We start from the raw sequence: 18,702 nt of genomic DNA, 5'->3' as shown, positions 1-18,702 counted from the left end.
GACGGTAAAAAGGGGTCGATGACGAAAAGGGCGGGCATTTTAACAGGATGGACGGATTCTGCTGCGTCTCTCCGACTTGTGACGCATAACGCTATCTAAATTTGCCGGTTTTGATACTTTCCCTCAGGATGCGCGCTGAATATGCGTCTAATGTTCGAGTTAGAGCGGTACAAGAAATTGCGTATGATAATCACTATCAATTGATATTGACCGTTTGCGCGCCATAATGCCCGCCGCCAACTTTTTTTGCAGAGTCTAGGGAGCTAGCTTGTCTAAGCCTGTCGAACCCTTGCGTTTGCTGCTACTGGCTGAAGAGCCTGTGTGGACAGCGTTGTTGCGCGAGTGTGTCGCTCCGTTGGGAGACTCGGTGGTATTGATCAGTGCTTCCAGCTGGGAGTCTGTCAGTCGTTTGTTCGAAGACGACCGCAACGCGGTCTTGTTGACCATTCCACACCTGCAGCCCGGCCCCGGGCGTTGCAGCCTGCCCACCGTCCTGTTGCTGGACCAGGAGCCCTCAGTCGCTCCGGTAGGCGTCAGTGACTGGCTGGTGGGTTCGTGCCTGAGCACCGATGCCTTGCGCCGTTGCCTGCGCCATGTACGCGAGCGCGGGCTGCTGGAAAGCACCTTGCAGCGCCTGGCCGAGCAGGACCCGCTGACCGGCATTGCCAACCGCCAGGGGTTCCAGACCCTGCTGGCCGCGCGCCTTGCGGAAAACGACGGTCGCGGCCTGGCCTTGGGGCACCTGGACCTGGACAACTTTCGCCATGCCAACGATGCCCTGGGGCACCAGGCCGGCGATCGCCTGATCCTGCAGGTGGTCTCGCGGCTCAAGAGCCAGCTGGAGGCCGGTGACCAACTGGCCCGCCTGGGCAGCGACGAATTTGCCTTGCTGATCGATACCCGTCGCGCTCCACAGCGCGCCGAATGGATCGCCGAACGTATCACCGAGGCCATGGCCGAGCCTTATTGGATCGACGGCGAAAGCCTGCTGATCGGTTGCAGCCTGGGGGTCGCCCATGCCCGCGCCCATGCTGGCGCCGACCCGCTGATGTGGCATGCGCACATCGCCATGCAGCAAGCCAAGAGTACCCAGGGCTGTACCTTTCATATCTTCAACGAGCGGATCAACCGTAATGCCCGCAGCCTGGCCGACCTGGAAAGCGAACTGCGCCGGGCTCTGCGTCGCGACGAGCTGGAGTTGCATTACCAGCCGCGCCTGAACCTGCACGACGGCAAGATCGTCGGCCTCGAGGCCCTGGTGCGCTGGCGCCATGGCGAGCGTGGGTTGCTGCCGCCCAGCGAATTCGTGCCCCTGGCCGAGCAGAGCGGGCTGATCGTACCCCTGGGCTATTGGGTGATTTCTCGTGCCCTGCGCGATATGCAGGCCTTGCGCGAGCGCGGGCTGGCACCACTGCACATGGCGGTCAACCTGTCGTTTCGCCAGTTCCAGGACAGCCAGCTGCTCTCGACCTTGAGCCGTTTGATCAGTGAGCGTGGGGTCGAGGCGCAGTGGCTGGAATTCGAACTGACCGAAACCGCCGTCATGCGCCGCAGCGACCTGGTGAAGCAGACCATGGACGCACTCGGGCGGCTGGGGGTGCGCTTTTCCCTGGACGACTTCGGCACGGGCTTCTCGTCGTTCGTCCATCTCAACAGCCTGCCGATCGCCCTGCTCAAGGTGGACAAGAGCTTCGTCGGCGGCATGGAGCAGCGTGAAGAGAATCGCAAGCTGGTCCACGCGATGATCAACCTCGCCCACAACCTCAATCTGGACGTGGTGGCCGAAGGCGTGGAAACCGCCGAACAACTGGCGCTGCTGCGCGATTTCGGTTGTGACCAGGCCCAGGGCTACCTGATCAGCAAGCCGCTGCCGCTGGCCGAACTGGTGGAATACCTGACCTTCGGCAGCAGCCAGCGCCTGGGCCAGGAAGAAGTCATCTAGGGACCATGAGCTGTGCCGGCAACCCTGTAGCCAGGGAGCCGGCAACCGATTCAATCGGCCTGGAGGCCCATGGCCGGCACCACGGGCTCATGCTTGATCATGCGGCGCATCCGCCATTCGAAGGCCAGGGTCAGGCTGATGGCTGCGCACGCCAGGCCCAGGGCCAGGCCCCACCAGACACCGGTCGGCCCCCAACCCAGGGTGAACGCCATCAACCAGGCCGAGGGCGCCCCGATCAGCCAATAACAGCCCAGCCCCACCAGGAAGGTGGTCTTGGCATCCTTGAGCCCGCGGATCGCTCCCATGGCGATGGTCTGAGTGCCGTCGAACAGCTCGAACCAGGCCGCTACGGTCAACAGGCTGACGGCCAACTGGATCACCGGGGCGAACGCGGGGTCATCATGGTCGAGGAACAGCCCGATCAACTGGTTGGGCAGCAGCCAGAAGACCACCGCGAACCCCAGCATCACCACCGCACCGAAGGCAATGCCGACCCGTCCTGCCAGGCGCGCATCCAATAGCTGTCCGGCGCCATAGTGCTGGCCGATGCGCATGGTGATGGCGTAGGAAACCCCCGCCGGCACCATGAACGCCACCGAAACGATCTGCAGGGCGATCTGGTGTGCCGCCAGCTGGGTGCTGCCCATCGTCCCCATGCACAGGGCGGCGAAGGCGAACAATCCGACCTCCACGGCATAGGTACCGCCGATGGGCAGGCCCAGGCGCCACAGCTCCCGCAGGTACTGGGTATTGAGCCGGAACAGGCCCTGGCGCAAGGGATAGGCGGTATAGGCCGGGTGTCGCTTGATATGCCAGGCCAGTGCCACGGCCATGCAGTTGGCGACGATGGCGGTGACCAGGCCGATACCGACCAAGCCGAGCTTCGGCAGTCCGAACATTCCGGTGATCAGCGCATAGTTGAGCAGGAAGTTGGCCACCGTGCCGCCCAGGCTGATGACCATCACTGGCGTGGCCCGTCCGATGGCGCTGGTGAAGCCGCGCAAGGCCATGAAACTCAGGTAGCCGGGCAAGGCGAAGGGCAGGATCAGCAGGAACTGACCGGCTGATTGGACGTTGCTTGCGGTCTGGCCGAACAGCAACAGCAGCGGCTTGAGGTTCCACAGCAGCAAGGCGGCTACCAGGGCCATCAGCCAGGCCAGCCACAAGCCGGCCTGGGTCAGGCGCGCTGCGCCCTCGATATCGCCGGCGCCCTGGCGGATCGCTACCAGGGTGCCTACCGCGGCGATCACGCCAATGCAGAAGATCGAGACGAAGGAGTAGCTGGCTGCGCCCAGGCTGCCGCCGGCCAGCGCCTCGGGGCTCAGGCGGGCCATCATCAAAGTGTCGGTGAGGACCATCAACATATGGGCCAGCTGCGAGGCGATCAATGGCCCTGCCAGCCGCAGGATGGCCCAGAGTTCGGTACGTGCTGGATGCTGCATGGTCATCAGGCTCGGTCAGGTGGAAAGCGGGAAAAACGCTGATTCTCGGCGCTCTTGGCCCATAGCACAAAGGGATAAAAATACGTGCTGACATGATAAAAACTCATGCGAAGCGCTTTCTGGTAGCTTGGCTGCATTGCGCTGCCGGAGTCTGTCCATGTCCCGTCGTCTACCTCCTCTCTATGCCCTGCGGGCCTTCGAAGCCGCAGCCCGGCACAGCTCGTTCACCCGGGCCGGTGAAGAACTGTCGATTACCCAGAGTGCTGTCAGTCGCCATGTGCGCACGCTGGAGGAGCATTTCGCCTGCCGGTTGTTCCAGCGTAGCGGACGCAACCTCTTGTTGACCGAAGCCGCGCGCCTGCTATTGCCGGGGGTGCGCGAGGGGTTCGCCGCCCTGGAGCGGGCCTGCGCCACCCTGCGGGCCGAAGACGACATCCTGCGCATGAAGGCGCCCTCGACCCTGACCATGCGCTGGCTGCTGGCGCGGCTCAGTCGCTTTCGCCACTTGCAACCGGGCAACGAGGTGCAACTCACCAGTGCCTGGATGGATGTGGATTCGGTGGACTTCAACCAGGAGCCTTTCGACTGCGCGGTACTGCTGAGCAACGGCCACTTTCCCGCTGACTGGGAGTCCAGCCGCCTGTTCCCGGAGCTGCTGATCCCTGTGGGCGCGCCGAACCTGCTCAACGACCAGCCCTGGGATGTGGCGCGCCTGGCGAGCACCGAGTTGCTGCACCCGACCCCGGATCGTCGTGACTGGCGCAGTTGGCTCGAGCACATGGGGTTGGCCGATCAGGTCTCGCTCAAGGGCGGGCAGGTCTTCGACACCCTGGAGCTGGGGATGATCGCCGCCGCACGGGGCTACGGCGTGTCCATGGGCGACTTGCTCATGGTGGCCGAAGACGTGGCCCAAGGGCGCTTGAGCCTGCCCTGGCCGACGGCGGTGGCCAGTGGCCTGGACTACTATCTGGTGTGGCCCAGGACCCGGCCCGGTGGCGAACGCCTGCGGCGCCTGAGCGACTTCCTGCAAGGGGAGGTTGGGGCCATGCAATTGCCAGCTGTGGAGCGTCTTGGCTGAAACGTTGAAGCTCCTGGCTGGCAGGCCGTGAGATATATCCTTGCAAACCGCTCAAGTATTGCCGGATGCCGCCGAATCCTGGGATATGGAACCAGCGTTCAGGAAGGTCCTAACTCATTAGAAAATCTTGGAATTATTGCTGCCGAGCGTGCCACTTGATCAGGATGATCCGCCTTCTCGGCCAGGAGCCATCATGTCCCAACCCCGTGCCCGGATAGCCTCCCAGCTAGGGCTTGCCCTTGCCCTGGTACTCGCCCTGGTGATCAGTGGCAGTACTCTTTTTGCCCTGCGTTCGCTGGATTCGGCCAACCTCGACACCCGTGAAGAACACCTGGCCAGTGAAGCCCGCCTGCTGGCGGACCAGCTCAATACCTTCCATGGCAGCCTGCGCGAGAGTACCCAGCGCCTGAGCGGCCTGTTCGAGAACCGTTTTCGCAGCGGCCTGAGCCTACACCCCGACGAGCCGGTGACCGTGGCCGGGGTGCAGACTCCTGGCTTGCACCTGGGCAACGTGGTGCTGAACAACAACTTCGATGAAGTGGACCAGTTCAAGCAGATGACCGCCGGGGTTGCGACCCTGTTCGTGCGCAGCGGTGACGATTTCATCCGTGTCAGCACTTCCCTGAGCAAGCAGGATGGCAGCCGCGCCATCGGCACCCTGCTCGACCACGGCCATCCGGCCTATCAGAAACTCATGGCCGGGCAGGGCTACGTTGGCCGCGCGCTGCTGTTCGAGCGTTTCTACATGACCCAGTACACCCCGGTGATGGACCGCAGTGGTCGGGTAATCGCGGTGCTGTTCGTGGGTTTCGACTACACCGACGCGCAGAACGCCCAGTTCGCCAACCTCAAGCGCTTCCGCATCGGCCAGAGTGGTTCCCTGGCCCTGCTCGACGAGCAACACAAATGGCTGGTGCCGCCGGCTGGCGTACAAGCCCTGGACCAGGCCGCGCAGCTCCTGGTGGACGTGGCGAAGGAGCCGGGCAAGGGGCGTTTCTGGAGCGATGGAGGCGAGGACTTCTACAGCCTGGCGGTGCCTTTTGCCGATGGTCCCTGGTCGGTGGTGGCGAGCATGCCCAAGGCCGAGATCCGCCAGGTGACCTGGAGCGTTGGGCTACGCCTGGTGATTGGCAGCCTGCTGGCGATGCTGCTGGCGGTGGGAGCCACGGTATGGTTGTTGCGCAGCAAGCTGGCGCCCCTGGGCGACCTGGTGCGCCAGGCCCAGGCCTTGGGCGGTGGCGACCTGAGCGCGCGGCTGAATGTTTCCAGCCACGATGAGATCGGCCAGCTGGCCCGCAGCTTCAACCAGATGGGCGAGGCCTTGTCGACCATGGTCGAGCACATCCGTCGCTCCGCCACCGAGGTCAGTGGCCGGGCCCAGGCGTTGTCCGGGCTGTCCAGCGGGGCCTACGAAGGCATGGAACAGCAATCCGGGGAAATCACCAGCATGGCCGGGGCGGTAGAACAGTTCAGCGCTACTTCGCTGAACATCGCCGACAACATGGGCAGTACCCAGCGCCTGGCCCAGGAAAATGCCGAGCAGACCCATATCGGTCGTGAGTCCATGGAGCAGGCTTCTTCGTCGCTTGAGCAGATCGCCGGGGCCCTGGGCAGCACGGCAGCCGTGATCGATACCCTGGGGCAGCGCTCCCAGGAAATCGGCGGGATCGTTGGGGTGATCACCGCCATCGCCGACCAGACCAATCTGCTGGCCCTCAACGCGGCCATCGAGGCGGCCCGCGCCGGGGAGCAGGGTCGCGGTTTCGCGGTGGTGGCCGATGAGGTGCGCAACCTGGCATCGCGCACCCGCGAGGCCACGGCGGAAATCTCGCAGATGATCAACAGCATCCAGCAGGAAACCGGCAATGCCATCCAGACCATGGAGCAGGGCAACCGCCTGATGCAGGAAGGTTTGTCGCGCAACGCTGGTGTGGCGTCGGCCTTGGCCCTGATCGACGAGCAGAGCCAGAGTGCCGGCGAACAGTTCGCCGCGATCACTACCGCGACCCAGGAGCAGAGCAGCACCGCCACGGTCCTGAGCCGCAACCTGCAGAGCATTGCCCAGGCCAATAGCGAACAGCGCGAGGTGGTGTCCAACCTGGCCGTCACCGCGCGTGAGCTGGAAGCCCTGGCCGCCGACCTGCGCCACGAAGTCGACCGCTTCCGTTGACTGCACCCGCCCTCCGGCGAGGTGTTGGAGGGCCATGGTTGCAATGACACATGATTGGACTAAAACAGATGAGCAGTTGATTGCCCTTCAAGGACTGACCTTTTAGCAGGAGCTGGCATGACTCATCTTTCTCGTTTCGTTCCCCGTGCATTGGCTGTGTCGATGTTCTTGCTCAGCCACGCAGCCTTTGGCCAGGAAAGCCCGGCGTTCATCGACCCGGCGTCCTGGAGCACGCCATTTAACCGGATTGCCCAAGTGGCCTGTCACAACTGCTATGAAAAGCAGTACGCGGGCACCTTCAGCAGCGTGCTCGACAGTGTGCGCACCCTGGAGCTGGATTTCTGGGACCAGCGCGACGCGGTAACCGGGGGTTCGCCACGGCATTGGTTCGTGCGGCACAACCCGGGCACCCTGTTCCAGTCCGGCAACGACAATAACTGCACGGGCGACGGCACCGGCAAGAACGACCTGGAAGCCTGCCTGAACGACATCAAGCTCTGGAGCGACAACCATCCGGGGCATTTCCCCATCACCGTGATCCTGGACAAGAAGCAGGGTTGGTCGAAAGCCAGCTCGGGGCGCACGCCACAGGACTTCGACGACTTGGTGAGCCGGATCTTCCAGGGCAAGCTGTACACCCCCCAGGACCTGGCGACCCATATCGGCAGCAGTGCCGGAGCCCTGCAGAACAACCTCAAGGGCAAGGCCTGGCCCACCGCCAGCCAATTGCAGGGCAAGGTTTTGCTGGTGCTCAACCATTCGGAGAACCAGAAACTTTCGCAGTACGCCGAAGCCCGGACCTCCAGCGCCAAGGTGTTCATCTCACCGGTGACCAATGGCCAGAACGATGTCAGCGGCAAGGTCAGTGGCATGTCCGACCAGTCATCGGGTTATGTGGCCATGAACAACATGGGCAAGGGTGACAAGAAATGGGCGGCCCAAGCCTTTGCCTATAGCCATATCGGGCGAGTCTGGGGTGATGACGGTGTGTCGTTCGCCCAACACATCGCTGAACAGATCAACCTGTCGGCGTACTACAAGTTCGCCGACCAGGGCGCTGGCGGTTTCCGCATTCGGCCGTTCTGACGTTCAGCGGGGCTCGGCGGTGTCGTCGAGTCCCGGGTCCACGCGCTTGCCGATATCCCGTAGGCGCGCCAGCTGGTCGACCATGCTCGGGGCCTCGTCGACACTGCTGACGAAGGTCCACAGGTAAGTCATGACCGCATACACATGCCCGGCCTTGATCTCGGGCGACAGCGACAGCTGGGTGATGGCGATCACGAACAGCACCGCTGCCATGACGCCAAGAAACAGATAGGCCACCGCTTCCCGGTCCGATAGCCAGATCCGCAGCCGCGACAGCAACCGGTAATGACGCTGCAGGGATTGGGCACCCACTTTGGCGACCAGGCCGATTTCCTTTTCCAGGCGGTTGTTCAGGCGCTCGTGCAACTGCTGGTTGCGTCGGGCGAAGCGTGGCAGCAGGGTGATGCACAGCAGCAATGCCACCAGGCAGGCCAGACCAATCCAGGGTTCGATCACCAAGAGCATCACCGCTGCGCCGATGATCGACACCAGGGCCGTGGCGATGATCGGTACGTGTTTCTCGAAGAAGTCGACGAACTCCCGGGCCAGCACCACTCGCGCTGCCGCGGTGGAGGTGTTCTGTTGTTGCTGGCGCTGGTTGAGGATCACCGGTACGGCCAGGTCCGCATAGATGCGAGTGAAGGTCCGGGTATCCACGGCACGCCGTGCTGCGCCGACGATCCAGAAGCCCAGCACCACCATGGCGTAGACCAGGGCATGGGTGGTATCGCCGCGCAGGATCGAGTCCACGGCGAACCCGGCGAACAGCGGGTAGGCCAGCAGCAGGGCGTTCTCCAGGGCCACCAGGGACAAGGTGACGAACAGTTTGCCCGGGTACGCGCGAGCGATGGCCTTGAGGGTCTGGCCAGCGGATTGCTGGCCGAGTTTCTGGGTTGGGTCCGCGATATTGGAACGGGTGACGACAGACATGACTGCACCACAAGTGTGATAACGGTTAATATTGAGCGAGTGCTCAATTATCTTTGAGCGACCGCTCAAAACGCAAGTGCCGTTCATTCCGGCGCCAAGAGGTCCAGCTACCGATGTCCCGTAACGACCGTAAGGAGCAGATCATCAGCGCTGCCCTGGAACTGTTTCACAGCAAGGGTTTCGCCGAGGTATCCACCCGTGACCTGGCCGAGCATGCCGGGTTGTCTCGCAGTCACATCTACCACTACTTCCGTGACTGGAAGGAGTTGCGCCGCGAAGCCTTCGTGCGGTTCGCCAATGGCCAGCTGGAGGCGGTGGCCGACCTGGTGCGCGATGCAGAGCCTGCACAGGCCCTGCGAATGTTCCTCCTCGATTGCCTGACGGCCTCCAGCAGCATCGGTTGGGGGCTGTGGCTCGACGCCTGGGATGAAGCAATGCACGACGCCGAACTGGCTGAGGTCTACCTGCAGATCAACGGCCAGTGGCAGGCACTGCTGGCATCGATCATCGCCAAGGGTGTCCAGGCTGAGGTGTTCCGTTGTGCCGATGCGGAACGGGCAGCCCGGCAGATCTTCGCCCAGACCATGGGGTACACCGATGACCTGTTGCTGCTGGCCTCCGGCGAAGCGGAACAGGCAGCGCTGGATGAGGTGATGGAAGTCGCCGGGCTGCTCCTGGGGTTTGCGACGCAGGCTCCTCAGCCACTTGCGAGCCGATAGTGCAGCGCCTCCGCCAGGTGTTCGCGGCCGATGACGCTGGCCTGCTCCAGGTCGGCCAGGGTCCGTGCCACCTTGAGCAGGCGGTGGGCCGCGCGCAGCGACAACCCCAGGTTCTCGCAGGCGCTTTCCAGCCAGCGCTCGTCGGCTGTGGATAACTTGCAATGACGACCCAGGCCGGGCAGATCGAGCAAGGCGTTGGCGCAACCCTGGCGTTGTAGCTGTCGCTCGCGGGCCCGGGCTACCCGGGCAGCGGCGCTGGCGCTGTCGTCGCCTGGCTGGGGGGTGGGATTCAGCGCGGTGGCTTCGCGAGCCACCGTCAAGTGCAGGTCGATGCGGTCCAGCAACGGGCCGGAGAGCTTGTTGCGATAACGCTGGATCTGTTCCGCTGTGCACCGGCAGCGACCGCTGGGTTCGCCCAGGTAACCACAAGGGCAGGGATTCATCGCCGCGACCAGTTGGAAGCGTGCTGGAAACTGCACCCGGTCACGGGCCCGGGCGATGACGATTTGCCCCGACTCCATGGGCTCGCGCAGTACTTCGAGGACCTTGCGGTCGAACTCCGGCAATTCATCGAGAAACAGCACCCCGTGATGCGCCAGGGTGATCTCCCCGGGCTGCGGTTTCGAGCCTCTGTAGGATTCCTAATTTACTGCGACACCGCCATACTTGAGGCCTTGATACATCGGAACAGCGTTCAGCAATAGCTGCGACGCTAAACCTAAATAGCTGCGACGGTCCTATAAATGGTCGGAAATAGCCGCGATAAAACTAAACATGCTTCGGTTCGTCCCATCAAACCCACGAAACGAAGCGTCTCTGGAGTGTTTCCATTCCGTGGCGAAGGTGGCATCTCGTATGAATCCACGCTTGAGCGGGATTTCATTGTTCGAACTGAGTTCTCGAAGGATGTCCGCAGCATCACCTCGCAGCCGGTCAGCATTCCCTTCATCAGCAACGGTCGCCCTTACAAATACACCCCAGATTTTCTCGTCCATTTTGATCTCGGAGATCGAAGCCTCGACAACTGGCCCAAGCCGTTGTTGGTTGAGGTGAAGCCAGAGGTCGATTGGCGCAAGAACTGGCGAGCCTGGTTTCCCAAGTGGAAGGCTGCTTGGCGATATGCAAATGAGCGGGGCTGGATTTTCCACATATATGACGAATCGAGAATTCGTGATACCGCGCTGCAGAACATCAAGTTTCTGGAGCGGTATGCACGGATGACTTTTGCGCCAGAAGACAGCGACTGGATCATCAACACGGTAAGGGAGATGGGTGTGGCTCCGGTCCACTACCTACTGGCATTGCATTCCTGCGATCGGTATCGAGGTGAGGGGATCAGTCATCTATGGCATCTCATCGCTACGCGAAGGCTGGCCTGTGACATACGTCTTCCGCTAAACAATTTCCTTGACGTTTGGGTGGCGTGATGACGGACGACAATTCACTGGATGCCCAACTGACCCCATACGAGCCTGACAGGCTTCAGGTAATAATTGAGGTGGGGTCGGTCGTCGCTCACGGCGATTCTGCTTACCGGATTTCCCAGATCCTGGATTTTCGAACTGTGGTCGGGATTGAACTGGAGTCGGGTAAAGCTGCCGCGTTGCCAATTGAAGGCTTGCGCGCAATCAAGCGCGAGAAAGTCGAGGGGCTCTACGCCAATTACGATATCGCACTGATCGGCAGTGAGGACTGGGCCGAAGCACAGAGGCGCTTTGCCGCCATCGAGCCGCTTCTCGGAAGCGTAGTTATTGGTCGGCGAGACGTTGAAGCGAGAAGCGCCACGGTTGGCGTTGATGTCGCGACTTTGTATCGCTGGATCAAGCGTTACAGGGATTGGGGAGAGAAGCTCGCTCTTATTCCACGTAGGAGGGGATGGAAGGGAGGTAACTCACGCCTTTCAGATGAAGCCAACAAGATCATCGAGGATGTGATTCGTAATTTCTTCCTGAAAACTCATCGCCCAACGGTGTTGGCGACGATCAACAAAATAGTCGAAACCTGTGAAGCCGCGCAGATCCCCCCGCCTGGAGTGACTGCAATTCGTGCACGAATCAAAGGTGTACCTGACAAGGCTTACCTCCGTGGTCGAGGCTATGCGGAATTGGCTCGTAACAAGTATACGCCGACGCCTGGCTCGTTTCCGGGTGCGGACTATCCCCTTGCCGTTGTGCAAATCGACCACACTCCGATGGATATCATCTTGGTTGATGATGTTCATAGGCGTCCTATCGGTAGGGTGTGGATTACCTTCGCGATTGACGTCTATTCCCGAATGATAACGGGCTACTACCTATCACTGGATGCCCCTGCCGGAATATCGGTGGCAATGTGCGTTGCTCATTCCATTCTGCCTAAGGAAAACTGGCTGATTGCTCATGGGGTCGACGGAGAATGGCCGGTTTGGGGGATACCCAAAATTTTGCATGCCGATAACGGTCCCGATTTTCAGAGCGAGGACGTCAAACGATCGTGCTCCAACATCGGCATCGAAAATCAGTTTCGCCCCGTGAAGCGCCCCCGCTACGGAGCCCATATTGAGCGCCTGATGGGAACGTTCGCGCAAACCTTGAAAGACATGCCTGGAAGGACCTACAGCAATCAAGCTGATCGCGCGGGCTACGACTCCGAGAAGCATTCGGCGCTAACCTTCGACGAGTTCGAAACGTGGTTGATTAGAGAGATTCTGATCTACAACGAGGAATATCACTCGAAAATCTACATGAGCCCTAGCCGGAAGTGGCACATTGGGATTTTTGGCAACTCCGACCAGGATCCTCTGGTTGGTATCCCGCCGAGGCCAACTGATCCTTTCACACTGCAAAGGGACTTTCTGCCCTCCTTTGATCGCACCGTTCAGCATTACGGTGTCCAGATCGACCTAATGTATTACTCCGAAGCTTTGCGGCCATGGATCAATGCTAAGGATAAGGACACAGGAAAAGCGCGGACATTTGTCTTCCGTCGCGATCCTCGAGACATCAGTTACATCTGGTTTTTCGACCCGCTACTCAAACAATACTTTAAGGTCCCAGCGTCGAACCAGGCTTTTCCTGCCGCCAGTATTTTCGAGTTTAAAGCCGCGAAGAAGCGTGCGATCGACGAAGGGCATGATGCTATCAACGAGCCGCTGCTCAAGCGCTACATCCTGGAGAACCGAGAGCTCGTCGCGAATGCTGAGGCCCACACGACTAAGACTAGACTGTCGGCGCTGATTGAAAACTGACCCACCCTGCCGATTGAAAATTGACCCAGGGCGGATTGCTGATTTTGGCATCAGCAATTGTGGATAAGCTTAGCAGTCGTGTCCCGGTGGAAGAGGCATTAAGCCCCCACCGCATGTGGGCATGCGGCAGGGTATTTTTGGTGCGGATCAAAACAGCTCATCGTCCTCGGCACCATCATTGTCTTTGCGCTTTCGTTCACGTGACATGATCTTCGTCTGGGCGACCAAGCTGCTGTGTTGCAGGCGGTAGGACTCGTTGCCCGTTTCGACGATGTGGCAGTGGTGTGTCAGCCGATCCAGCAACGCCGTTGTCATCTTGGCGTCACCAAACACGCTCGACCATTCCGAGAAGCTGAGGTTGGTGGTGATCACCACGCTGGTGTGCTCGTACAGCTTGGACAGCAGGTGAAATAACAGGGCACCACCGCTCTGGCTGAAGGGCAAATACCCCAGTTCATCGAGTATCACCAGGTCTGTTCGTAGCAGCCCTTGAGCGATGCGGCCCGTCTTGCCGTCGTACTTTTCGCGTTCCAGCAGATTGACCAGATCCACCGTGGAGTAGAAGCGCACGCGTTTGTGATGCGTCGTGATCCCGGACACAGCCAAGGCGGTGGCGAGGTGTGTTTTGCCTGTTCCAGGCCCGCCGATGAACACGACATTCTGCGCGGTATCGGTGAACTCCAGGTTGGACAGATCCCTGATCAGGCGGGCATCTGCGCTGGAAGCGCTGAAGTCGAAGCCGGCCAAATCACGATGCATGGGGAGTTTGGCCATGTTCATCTGGTGGTTCACTGAGCGCACCGCTCGATCCGCATGTTCTTGTTGGAGAAGATGCTCAAGTAGCCATTTCGAGGATGCCGTCGAAGCTTCTCCTTGCGAGGCTAGTTCTTCCCAGGCGCTGGCCATGCCATGCAGACGCAGTTCTTTGAGTTCCGCCATAAGATCACGCATTGCGAGTCTCCTCATCGGTGGTACGGAGCCGGTCGTAGCGTGCCGTATTGGCGACAGGCGCTATCTTGAGTTGAAGGCTGGTTTCGGCGGACGGAGGGGCTGCTGTCGATGTCAGTCGAGCCAGGACATTCAGGATGTGCTCAGCACTCAAGCTGCCTGATTCAAGTACCAACTCCACAGCCACCAATATGGCGTCGAGCCCGGCGATGGGAACAGCCGCCAGTACCTGCGTCATGACTCGATCACCATTGGCGTGACGCCTCAGACCGCGTTTTAGCAGCTGCAACGGCTTCGGCAGATCAGCAAACGGAGCGCCATTGCGCAGCGCTCCAGGCTTGCGCTCGATAAGCGGGATGTAATGCTGCCAGTCAAAACTGACCTGATCTCGATCAAACAGACGCTCGTGGCTGGCAATCGTCGTTTCATCGGCGATGACCACCACCCGGGAAGGATACAAACGGCTGCTGACCCACTGGCCGACCCGCTCACACGGCACCGAATAGCGATTTCGCGCCACGCTGATCAGGCAGGTGCTGGAGACCCGTACGGTGCGCTCGACGTAGCCATCAAAGGCAGTCGGCATCGGCATCAATTCAGCGCGTTCCAGCTCCAGGACGTCCGCCACGGTCAGCCCGTTGTACTGCGGGTGCAGCAGTTCGCCCCAGAGCGCACGGCAGCGTTGGCCGAGCCAGGCATTCAATTCCTCGAAGGTGTGGAACATGCAGTTTTGAGCATCGAGCCAGATGCGCCGTCGGCTGTCTTGGACGTTCTTTTCAACGATGCCTTTTTCCCAGCCGGAAGCGACGTTGCAGAAGTCCGGGTCGAACAGGTAGTGCGCACACATCACGGCAAACCGAGCATTGACCGTGCGGCCCTTACCCTTGTTGACCTTGTCGACAGCGGTCTTCATGTTGTCGTAGATGCCGCGACGCGGCACCCCACCTAACGCGCCAAACGAGCGGGTATGGGCATCGAACAACATCTCGTGGCCTTGGCTGGGATACGCAACCAACCAAAATGCGCGACTGGCGCACAGCTTCATATGGGAGACCTGGATGCGTCGGAACAGGCCGCCGATCAGCAGACCTTCTTCGCTCCAGTCGAATTGAAAGGCCTCCCCGAGTGCAAAGGTCAGCGGCACAAAGGCTCGTAAAGACTTGCCTTGCTCGCCGCGCCACGAGCGTATAAAGGCGGTGAGTTGGCTGTAGCCGCCGTCGTACCCCTCGGCCTTGATCTGTTCGAAGAGTGCTTTGGCACTCCTGCGGTTGTGCTTTGCCCGAAACGAATCGGCCTTGAGCGCCTGCTCCAGCGTCTCGTGAAATGGACTGAGTTTGTTGAAGGTTGCGCACCGTTGGTACGCCGGCTGGGTGGCTTCGGGTGCTCTGACCCATTTTCGAATGGTGTTTCTCGACAGTCCGGTACGCTTGGCTATCTGATGCAGCGAGAGCTTGTCGCGGAAGTACATCCGCCGGATTTTTCCCAACATTTCCATGCTGATCACCCTGTGTTCTCCTGCTCGAAAAGTGAGCAGAAGCAGTTGAACACCTGGGTCAGTTTTCAGTCGGCAGAACAGCCTTTACTGGGTCAGTTTTCGGTCAGCGGCAACAGGCACGCCAGCTTTCATTTGTGTGAGCTTTCAATGCGGCCGGTAGTACCTTCTTGTTAAAGCCTTGGCTGGAGCCCCAGTAATAGGTGCACAGAAAGGATCCTAAGGCGCGGGATGACATTTTTCCGTCCAGCAGCGTCAGGTACATCGGGTTTTCGATGTGATCCAGCTCCAGTATTCCATGCTTGAGCAGGCGGTTCAGCCATGGAAGAGTCGAGGGGTCATCTCGTGAAGCGATCCGTTCGCGGTAAAGTTGATTTGCTGCGGACCGAGCGTTGTCTAGTACTGTGTCCTGCGTTTTAGCAAAGGCTGTTCCCAAGGTCGTCATTACGTCATACCTTCCTTGTATGAGAGGTTCCAGTGGGGATCGATCAGTATCAGCTGGTCAAACCACCATCGAGCGCGAGTGCCGTGCCTGTAAGGTAGGTCGAGTCGAGTGTTGCAACGCAGAAGTGAGCGACTTCATCAGGAGTGGCCAAGCGCTTGAGTGATGCTTCCCTGGCCAGTACGACCTTCTTTTCATCAGGCAGATGAGCCAGCATTCCACCGTCGACATAACCGGGCATGACCGTATAGGCGCGGATATTGAATCGGCCGTAGTCGTGCGCGATGTTTAACGCTAGTGCGTTCAGAGCTGCCTTGGAGCAAGAGTAAGGCGCAGCCCCCGTGGCACCGCGTACAGCTGCGGTAGAGGACACGAACAGGAAAACACCTTTACGTGCTTTGATGAAGTGAGGAAGTAGGTGGCGGACCACGCGCGCGGCGCCGAAGAGGTTAACGTCAAATGTCTTTGACCACGCTTCGTCGCTCAATGTATGGATCAGGCCGTCGATAGAAAGTGCAGGAGCGTAAACAACTGCATCGATAGTGCCAGAAATGGCAATTGCCTGATCTATTGCGGACTTTACGCTCTCATCCGACGTTACATCCATGAGCAACCCAGAACTGTCGACAGATCGTTGGGTGCTGAAGACTTTATAGCTGTTACTTTCGGCGCACCGAATTATGGCGGCCCCAATTTCACTTGAGCCGCCAACCACTAATAAATTCCTATATAGCATATGTAAGGCCAAAAAAGTTAGAGGAATAACCGCAACCATTGCACTACTGAAAGCACGAAGCTTTCAGGACCTCATCATCAACTTCCGAGTTGATGAGCATTACTACTCTGTCGAGTGCCTTACATTATTGCTTAAACATTACAAGCGTTGTGATTTATAGCGCGAGCCGAAATCGCCTGTCAAGCATTTGATGCTTGTGTAGTGTTTTAGAAATGCCTCTGAAAATTTAGGTCAGGCTTTGTAGAAACCCACTCATCGAGAGTTGTGCATCTACATGGGCCGACTGAGTCGTTCCTGGTTACCCAGTGACTGTTCGGATACCTGGCTCTGGACGAATGCTGTTGGGCGATAGTGACGCCATCCGCAGCCCGTAGCATTGTGTTGCCTATCAATGTCGTAATCTGTCGCAATAATGGGAAAAATCACCGTTTGGCGCGGGTACCTGATGACTGAATGAGCTCTGCGCGCAAGCATGGACAAGTGTGTCCTCTATAGGTGTAGAAGGCCTCAGCGAGATCGATGCGGGTCTTTTGTTGCTGGCGCTCTCGGCTCCGATGCTGGTTGTTCCGATGCTTGCCGCTGCACTGATTCGCTTCATCTCCGCAGGCATTCTGTCTGGCGTTGGCTTCCTGATTGCCTCCATCGGTCTGCACTGGTTGAGCCTGTACAACGTAGGTGAGCCGAAATTCGGTTTGGTAGGACCAATGCTGTTGATTGGCATCGGTGCTAGCCTGCCTTGGGCGCTGATGGATGATCTGTCGGTAAGCGTTGTACCGACGGAACGCGCGGGTATGGCGGCGGGCATCTTCAACACCGTGCGTGTCGCCGGCGAAGGCATTGCTTTAGCTAGCGTAGCGGTAATGCTTGCGTCTCTGTTGCACACCAACCTTCCGATGCTGTTCAGGTTGTAGCGGCTAGCGCTGACGCACAGCTGATTGCTGAAACCGCACACCTTGTCACCACCGGCGACATGGCGCACGCAATCAATACGGTGCCTGGTCTGGCCAACGAGCGTCTGGTTGGGGGTTATGCCGTCGCGGTCACCAGGAGCTCTACGCGACCTGTCACGGGCTCAAACACTTTGATCATCAGAGAGCTATCAGGATTGGCGGTGCAGATATAGGAGAGGGGGAGAAAACAGTTTTCGATGATGTGAGCAACTCCGGTATTGAAATCATAGTGAGCCATCCTTGGGCCGAAATTTTTACCAGTCCCCTCCATAGGACACAGACGTCAACTACCTGACCGAACACTGGCATCACGTAACGAGGAGTAATGCATGAAGGACCTTGGGGACATCACCCGGCAGTTTTCTATGGAAGGCGCTACACACCTCTATTCCAGCTTACCAGCCATGCTCACACCGGCGGATCTTTATCGCGTCAAAGACAATCCAGTGCATAAAGAAGCACTTTTAGCATGCAACATTTACCTCATCGCTCACCGCCCACGGATTTACATTAAGCCGGAAGGATTTGCCTTGAACGGTCGAACGATCACCGGCGAGTTTTTGGTGCTGCGTGAACACGCTATGACCGCGGTCCCCTTTGTCTACGAGATCAGCGATTCGTCGATCCCTGACGACGTACCCATCGAAGATGTCGCGGTAGCTCTCAACGGCACGTCACTCATCATCATGACGCCCGCAGGAAAACAGTTCATTGCGGTGAACGCGATTATCGCCGTAGCGAGAAGCGTGCTCACGCCGCACGACACCGATCTTGAGGTGCTCTATGTGGGGCAGGCTGTTGGCCGGACTAAGTCTCGCAATGCTCTGGATCGCCTGCTATCGCACAACAAGCTCCAGCAGATCCTCGCCGAAACCTCAACGCATTTCCCCGAACGCGAGGTCCTGCTGTTGCTGTATCGATTCGAGCACGGCAGAACGATCATCAGTAACGGAGGCGATTTCAATGTGGGGGCCCAGGCCTCTGATGAACAAGATTCTGCTCATATGGATCGCTTGCGAAACGTTCGGTTGAATAGAAAGGAGGTTGTGTCCTTGGCTGAGGCGGGGCTGATCAACTACTTCAAACCGTACTACAACACCCTGATCAAGACGAATAACTTCTCCTCGAAGGACAAGCTCAAGGTTTTGAAACAGCTGTTGAAGAAGGGGATTGCCGGCCTGGTGGTGGAGCTTTGCTCGGTAAATTTACGGTCGCGGATCGGTACAGTTCACGCGGTGCCCATCGACCTTACGGAGATCATGCCGGCCGAGGTTCTAGACGGCCGCAATCTTGAGGACGAAGGCATGAAGGAACAGTTGCAAGAGCAGTTGAAGCAAATGGCACACACGCACTACGCCAGGTTTCCTCTCACCACCACGCAAGAAAGGAATACGTTCCTGCATGGCACTACCTTCATCGGACAAACCGAGAAGCCGTTGAGCCGGTAGGTCTATGGCATGTTGAGGACAGCTCATTCCCTGGCGTCACCGAAACTCCCTGATGCGTGTTCCTACAGCGAGCTTATGCTGCACGCAGCGCCA

Annotated in this window: 15 protein-coding genes and 3 pseudogenes; 10 read left to right on the top strand and 8 right to left on the bottom strand. The window is 59.2% G+C overall.

Translation table 11 applies throughout. The features are described 5' to 3' along the window. The first annotated feature begins 268 nt into the window (after positions 1-268). On the top strand, positions 269-1,942 hold the full coding sequence (locus tag ATY02_RS35810) for a putative bifunctional diguanylate cyclase/phosphodiesterase (protein ID WP_068577718.1): 1,674 nt from the start codon (positions 269-271) through the stop codon (positions 1,940-1,942). Between the two features lie 50 nt (positions 1,943-1,992). On the opposite strand, the gene ATY02_RS35805 is transcribed toward ATY02_RS35810, so the two are convergent. Continuing rightward, a complete protein-coding gene (locus tag ATY02_RS35805) occupies positions 1,993-3,390 on the bottom strand; it encodes a NorM family multidrug efflux MATE transporter (protein WP_068577720.1) in 1,398 nt (465 codons plus the stop codon). A 151-nt stretch (positions 3,391-3,541) separates the two neighbouring features. On the opposite strand from ATY02_RS35805, the gene ATY02_RS35800 reads away from it, so the two are divergent. The 4 genes and pseudogenes from ATY02_RS35800 (at position 3,542) to ATY02_RS35790 (ending at position 7,718) form a co-directional block, all read left to right on the top strand. After that, positions 3,542-4,462 carry a LysR substrate-binding domain-containing protein gene (locus ATY02_RS35800; protein WP_068577721.1) on the top strand — a complete coding sequence of 307 codons (921 nt, stop codon included), beginning with the start codon at positions 3,542-3,544 and terminating at the stop codon, positions 4,460-4,462. Between the two features lie 193 nt (positions 4,463-4,655). Then, positions 4,656-5,729: pseudogene (locus tag ATY02_RS36795) on the top strand (Cache 3/Cache 2 fusion domain-containing protein); the annotation flags it as partial. A gap of 42 nt (positions 5,730-5,771) precedes the next feature. Then, positions 5,772-6,632, top strand: a complete 861-nt coding sequence (locus ATY02_RS36790; protein ID WP_416220703.1) for a methyl-accepting chemotaxis protein — start codon at positions 5,772-5,774, stop codon at positions 6,630-6,632. 117 nt (positions 6,633-6,749) lie between these two features. Beyond that, positions 6,750-7,718, top strand: a complete 969-nt coding sequence (locus ATY02_RS35790) for a Ca2+-dependent phosphoinositide-specific phospholipase C (protein ID WP_068577733.1) — start codon at positions 6,750-6,752, stop codon at positions 7,716-7,718. Positions 7,719-7,721: 3 nt separating this feature from the next. Here the strand turns inward: ATY02_RS35790 and ATY02_RS35785 are convergent, their stop codons facing one another. Then, positions 7,722-8,735: an ABC transporter six-transmembrane domain-containing protein gene (locus ATY02_RS35785; protein WP_068577734.1), complete on the bottom strand. Its 1,014-nt coding sequence runs from the start codon at positions 8,733-8,735 to the stop codon at positions 7,722-7,724. A 26-nt stretch (positions 8,736-8,761) separates the two neighbouring features. Between ATY02_RS35785 and ATY02_RS35780 the strand changes: the two genes are divergently transcribed. Then, positions 8,762-9,367 (top strand): TetR/AcrR family transcriptional regulator, encoded by a 606-nt coding sequence (locus ATY02_RS35780; RefSeq protein ID WP_068577735.1) that lies wholly within the window; start codon positions 8,762-8,764, stop codon positions 9,365-9,367. On the opposite strand, the pseudogene ATY02_RS35775 reads toward ATY02_RS35780, so the two are convergent. Then, a pseudogene (locus ATY02_RS35775) lies at positions 9,346-9,996 on the bottom strand (ATP-binding protein); the annotation flags it as partial. The gene ATY02_RS35780 and the pseudogene ATY02_RS35775 sit on opposite strands and share 22 nt — an antisense overlap. Before the next feature lie 114 nt (positions 9,997-10,110). Between ATY02_RS35775 and ATY02_RS35770 the strand changes: the two are divergent. Next, positions 10,111-10,794 carry a heteromeric transposase endonuclease subunit TnsA gene (locus tag ATY02_RS35770; protein ID WP_068577737.1) on the top strand — a complete coding sequence of 228 codons (684 nt, stop codon included), beginning with the start codon at positions 10,111-10,113 and terminating at the stop codon, positions 10,792-10,794. Beyond that, on the top strand, positions 10,794-12,593 hold the full coding sequence (locus tag ATY02_RS35765; protein WP_228022246.1) for a Mu transposase C-terminal domain-containing protein: 1,800 nt from the start codon (positions 10,794-10,796) through the stop codon (positions 12,591-12,593). The genes ATY02_RS35770 and ATY02_RS35765 overlap by 1 nt, the downstream gene beginning before the upstream one ends. A gap of 147 nt (positions 12,594-12,740) precedes the next feature. Here the strand turns inward: ATY02_RS35765 and istB are convergent, their stop codons facing one another. From istB to ATY02_RS35745, 4 genes are all read right to left on the bottom strand, one after another. After that, on the bottom strand, positions 12,741-13,544 hold the full coding sequence (gene istB, locus ATY02_RS35760; protein ID WP_020300922.1) for an IS21-like element helper ATPase IstB: 804 nt from the start codon (positions 13,542-13,544) through the stop codon (positions 12,741-12,743). Continuing rightward, a complete protein-coding gene (gene istA, locus ATY02_RS35755; protein ID WP_115284415.1) occupies positions 13,537-15,036 on the bottom strand; it encodes an IS21-like element ISPpu27 family transposase in 1,500 nt (499 codons plus the stop codon). The genes istB and istA overlap by 8 nt, the downstream gene beginning before the upstream one ends. A 103-nt stretch (positions 15,037-15,139) precedes the next feature. Continuing rightward, entirely contained in the window at positions 15,140-15,478 is a 339-nt protein-coding gene (locus tag ATY02_RS35750) for a hypothetical protein (RefSeq protein WP_164823741.1), read from the bottom strand. A gap of 49 nt (positions 15,479-15,527) precedes the next feature. Continuing rightward, positions 15,528-16,211, bottom strand: a complete 684-nt coding sequence (locus ATY02_RS35745; RefSeq protein ID WP_228022334.1) for an SDR family NAD(P)-dependent oxidoreductase — start codon at positions 16,209-16,211, stop codon at positions 15,528-15,530. A gap of 491 nt (positions 16,212-16,702) precedes the next feature. Here ATY02_RS35745 and ATY02_RS35740 point away from each other — a divergent pair. Then, positions 16,703-17,250, top strand: a pseudogene (locus ATY02_RS35740) (MFS transporter); the annotation flags it as partial. Here ATY02_RS35740 and ATY02_RS35735 read toward each other — a convergent pair. Further along, positions 17,238-17,399 (bottom strand): DUF1652 domain-containing protein, encoded by a 162-nt coding sequence (locus ATY02_RS35735; RefSeq protein ID WP_083236040.1) that lies wholly within the window; start codon positions 17,397-17,399, stop codon positions 17,238-17,240. The pseudogene ATY02_RS35740 and the gene ATY02_RS35735 overlap by 13 nt on opposite strands. A 91-nt stretch (positions 17,400-17,490) precedes the next feature. Between ATY02_RS35735 and ATY02_RS35730 the strand changes: the two genes are divergently transcribed. Continuing rightward, positions 17,491-18,609, top strand: coding sequence for a hypothetical protein (locus tag ATY02_RS35730; RefSeq protein ID WP_068580350.1), 1,119 nt, complete (start codon positions 17,491-17,493; stop codon positions 18,607-18,609). The last annotated feature ends 93 nt before the right edge of the window (positions 18,610-18,702 follow it).

Origin of the sequence: Pseudomonas sp. BIOMIG1BAC, from assembly GCF_001705995.2 — a bacterium.
In the GTDB taxonomy this organism is placed as follows: domain Bacteria; phylum Pseudomonadota; class Gammaproteobacteria; order Pseudomonadales; family Pseudomonadaceae; genus Aquipseudomonas; species Aquipseudomonas sessilinigenes.
Note: the sequence above shows the minus strand (reverse complement) of the source record. Positions and strands in the feature narration are given on the sequence as shown.

Coding starts and splice junctions, on each gene's coding strand:
- ATY02_RS35805 (WP_068577720.1), bottom strand. CDS start 3,390: ATGACCATGCAGCATCCAGCACGTACCGAACTCTGGGCCATCCTGCGG.
- ATY02_RS35800 (WP_068577721.1), top strand. CDS start 3,542: ATGTCCCGTCGTCTACCTCCTCTCTATGCCCTGCGGGCCTTCGAAGCC.
- ATY02_RS36790 (WP_416220703.1), top strand. CDS start 5,772: ATGGGCGAGGCCTTGTCGACCATGGTCGAGCACATCCGTCGCTCCGCC.
- ATY02_RS35790 (WP_068577733.1), top strand. CDS start 6,750: ATGACTCATCTTTCTCGTTTCGTTCCCCGTGCATTGGCTGTGTCGATG.
- ATY02_RS35785 (WP_068577734.1), bottom strand. CDS start 8,735: ATGAACGGCACTTGCGTTTTGAGCGGTCGCTCAAAGATAATTGAGCAC.
- ATY02_RS35780 (WP_068577735.1), top strand. CDS start 8,762: ATGTCCCGTAACGACCGTAAGGAGCAGATCATCAGCGCTGCCCTGGAA.
- ATY02_RS35770 (WP_068577737.1), top strand. CDS start 10,111: ATGGTCGGAAATAGCCGCGATAAAACTAAACATGCTTCGGTTCGTCCC.
- ATY02_RS35765 (WP_228022246.1), top strand. CDS start 10,794: ATGACGGACGACAATTCACTGGATGCCCAACTGACCCCATACGAGCCT.
- istB (WP_020300922.1), bottom strand. CDS start 13,544: ATGCGTGATCTTATGGCGGAACTCAAAGAACTGCGTCTGCATGGCATG.
- istA (WP_115284415.1), bottom strand. CDS start 15,036: ATGGAAATGTTGGGAAAAATCCGGCGGATGTACTTCCGCGACAAGCTC.
- ATY02_RS35750 (WP_164823741.1), bottom strand. CDS start 15,478: ATGACGACCTTGGGAACAGCCTTTGCTAAAACGCAGGACACAGTACTA.
- ATY02_RS35745 (WP_228022334.1), bottom strand. CDS start 16,211: ATGCTATATAGGAATTTATTAGTGGTTGGCGGCTCAAGTGAAATTGGG.
- ATY02_RS35735 (WP_083236040.1), bottom strand. CDS start 17,399: ATGGCTCACTATGATTTCAATACCGGAGTTGCTCACATCATCGAAAAC.
- ATY02_RS35730 (WP_068580350.1), top strand. CDS start 17,491: ATGAAGGACCTTGGGGACATCACCCGGCAGTTTTCTATGGAAGGCGCT.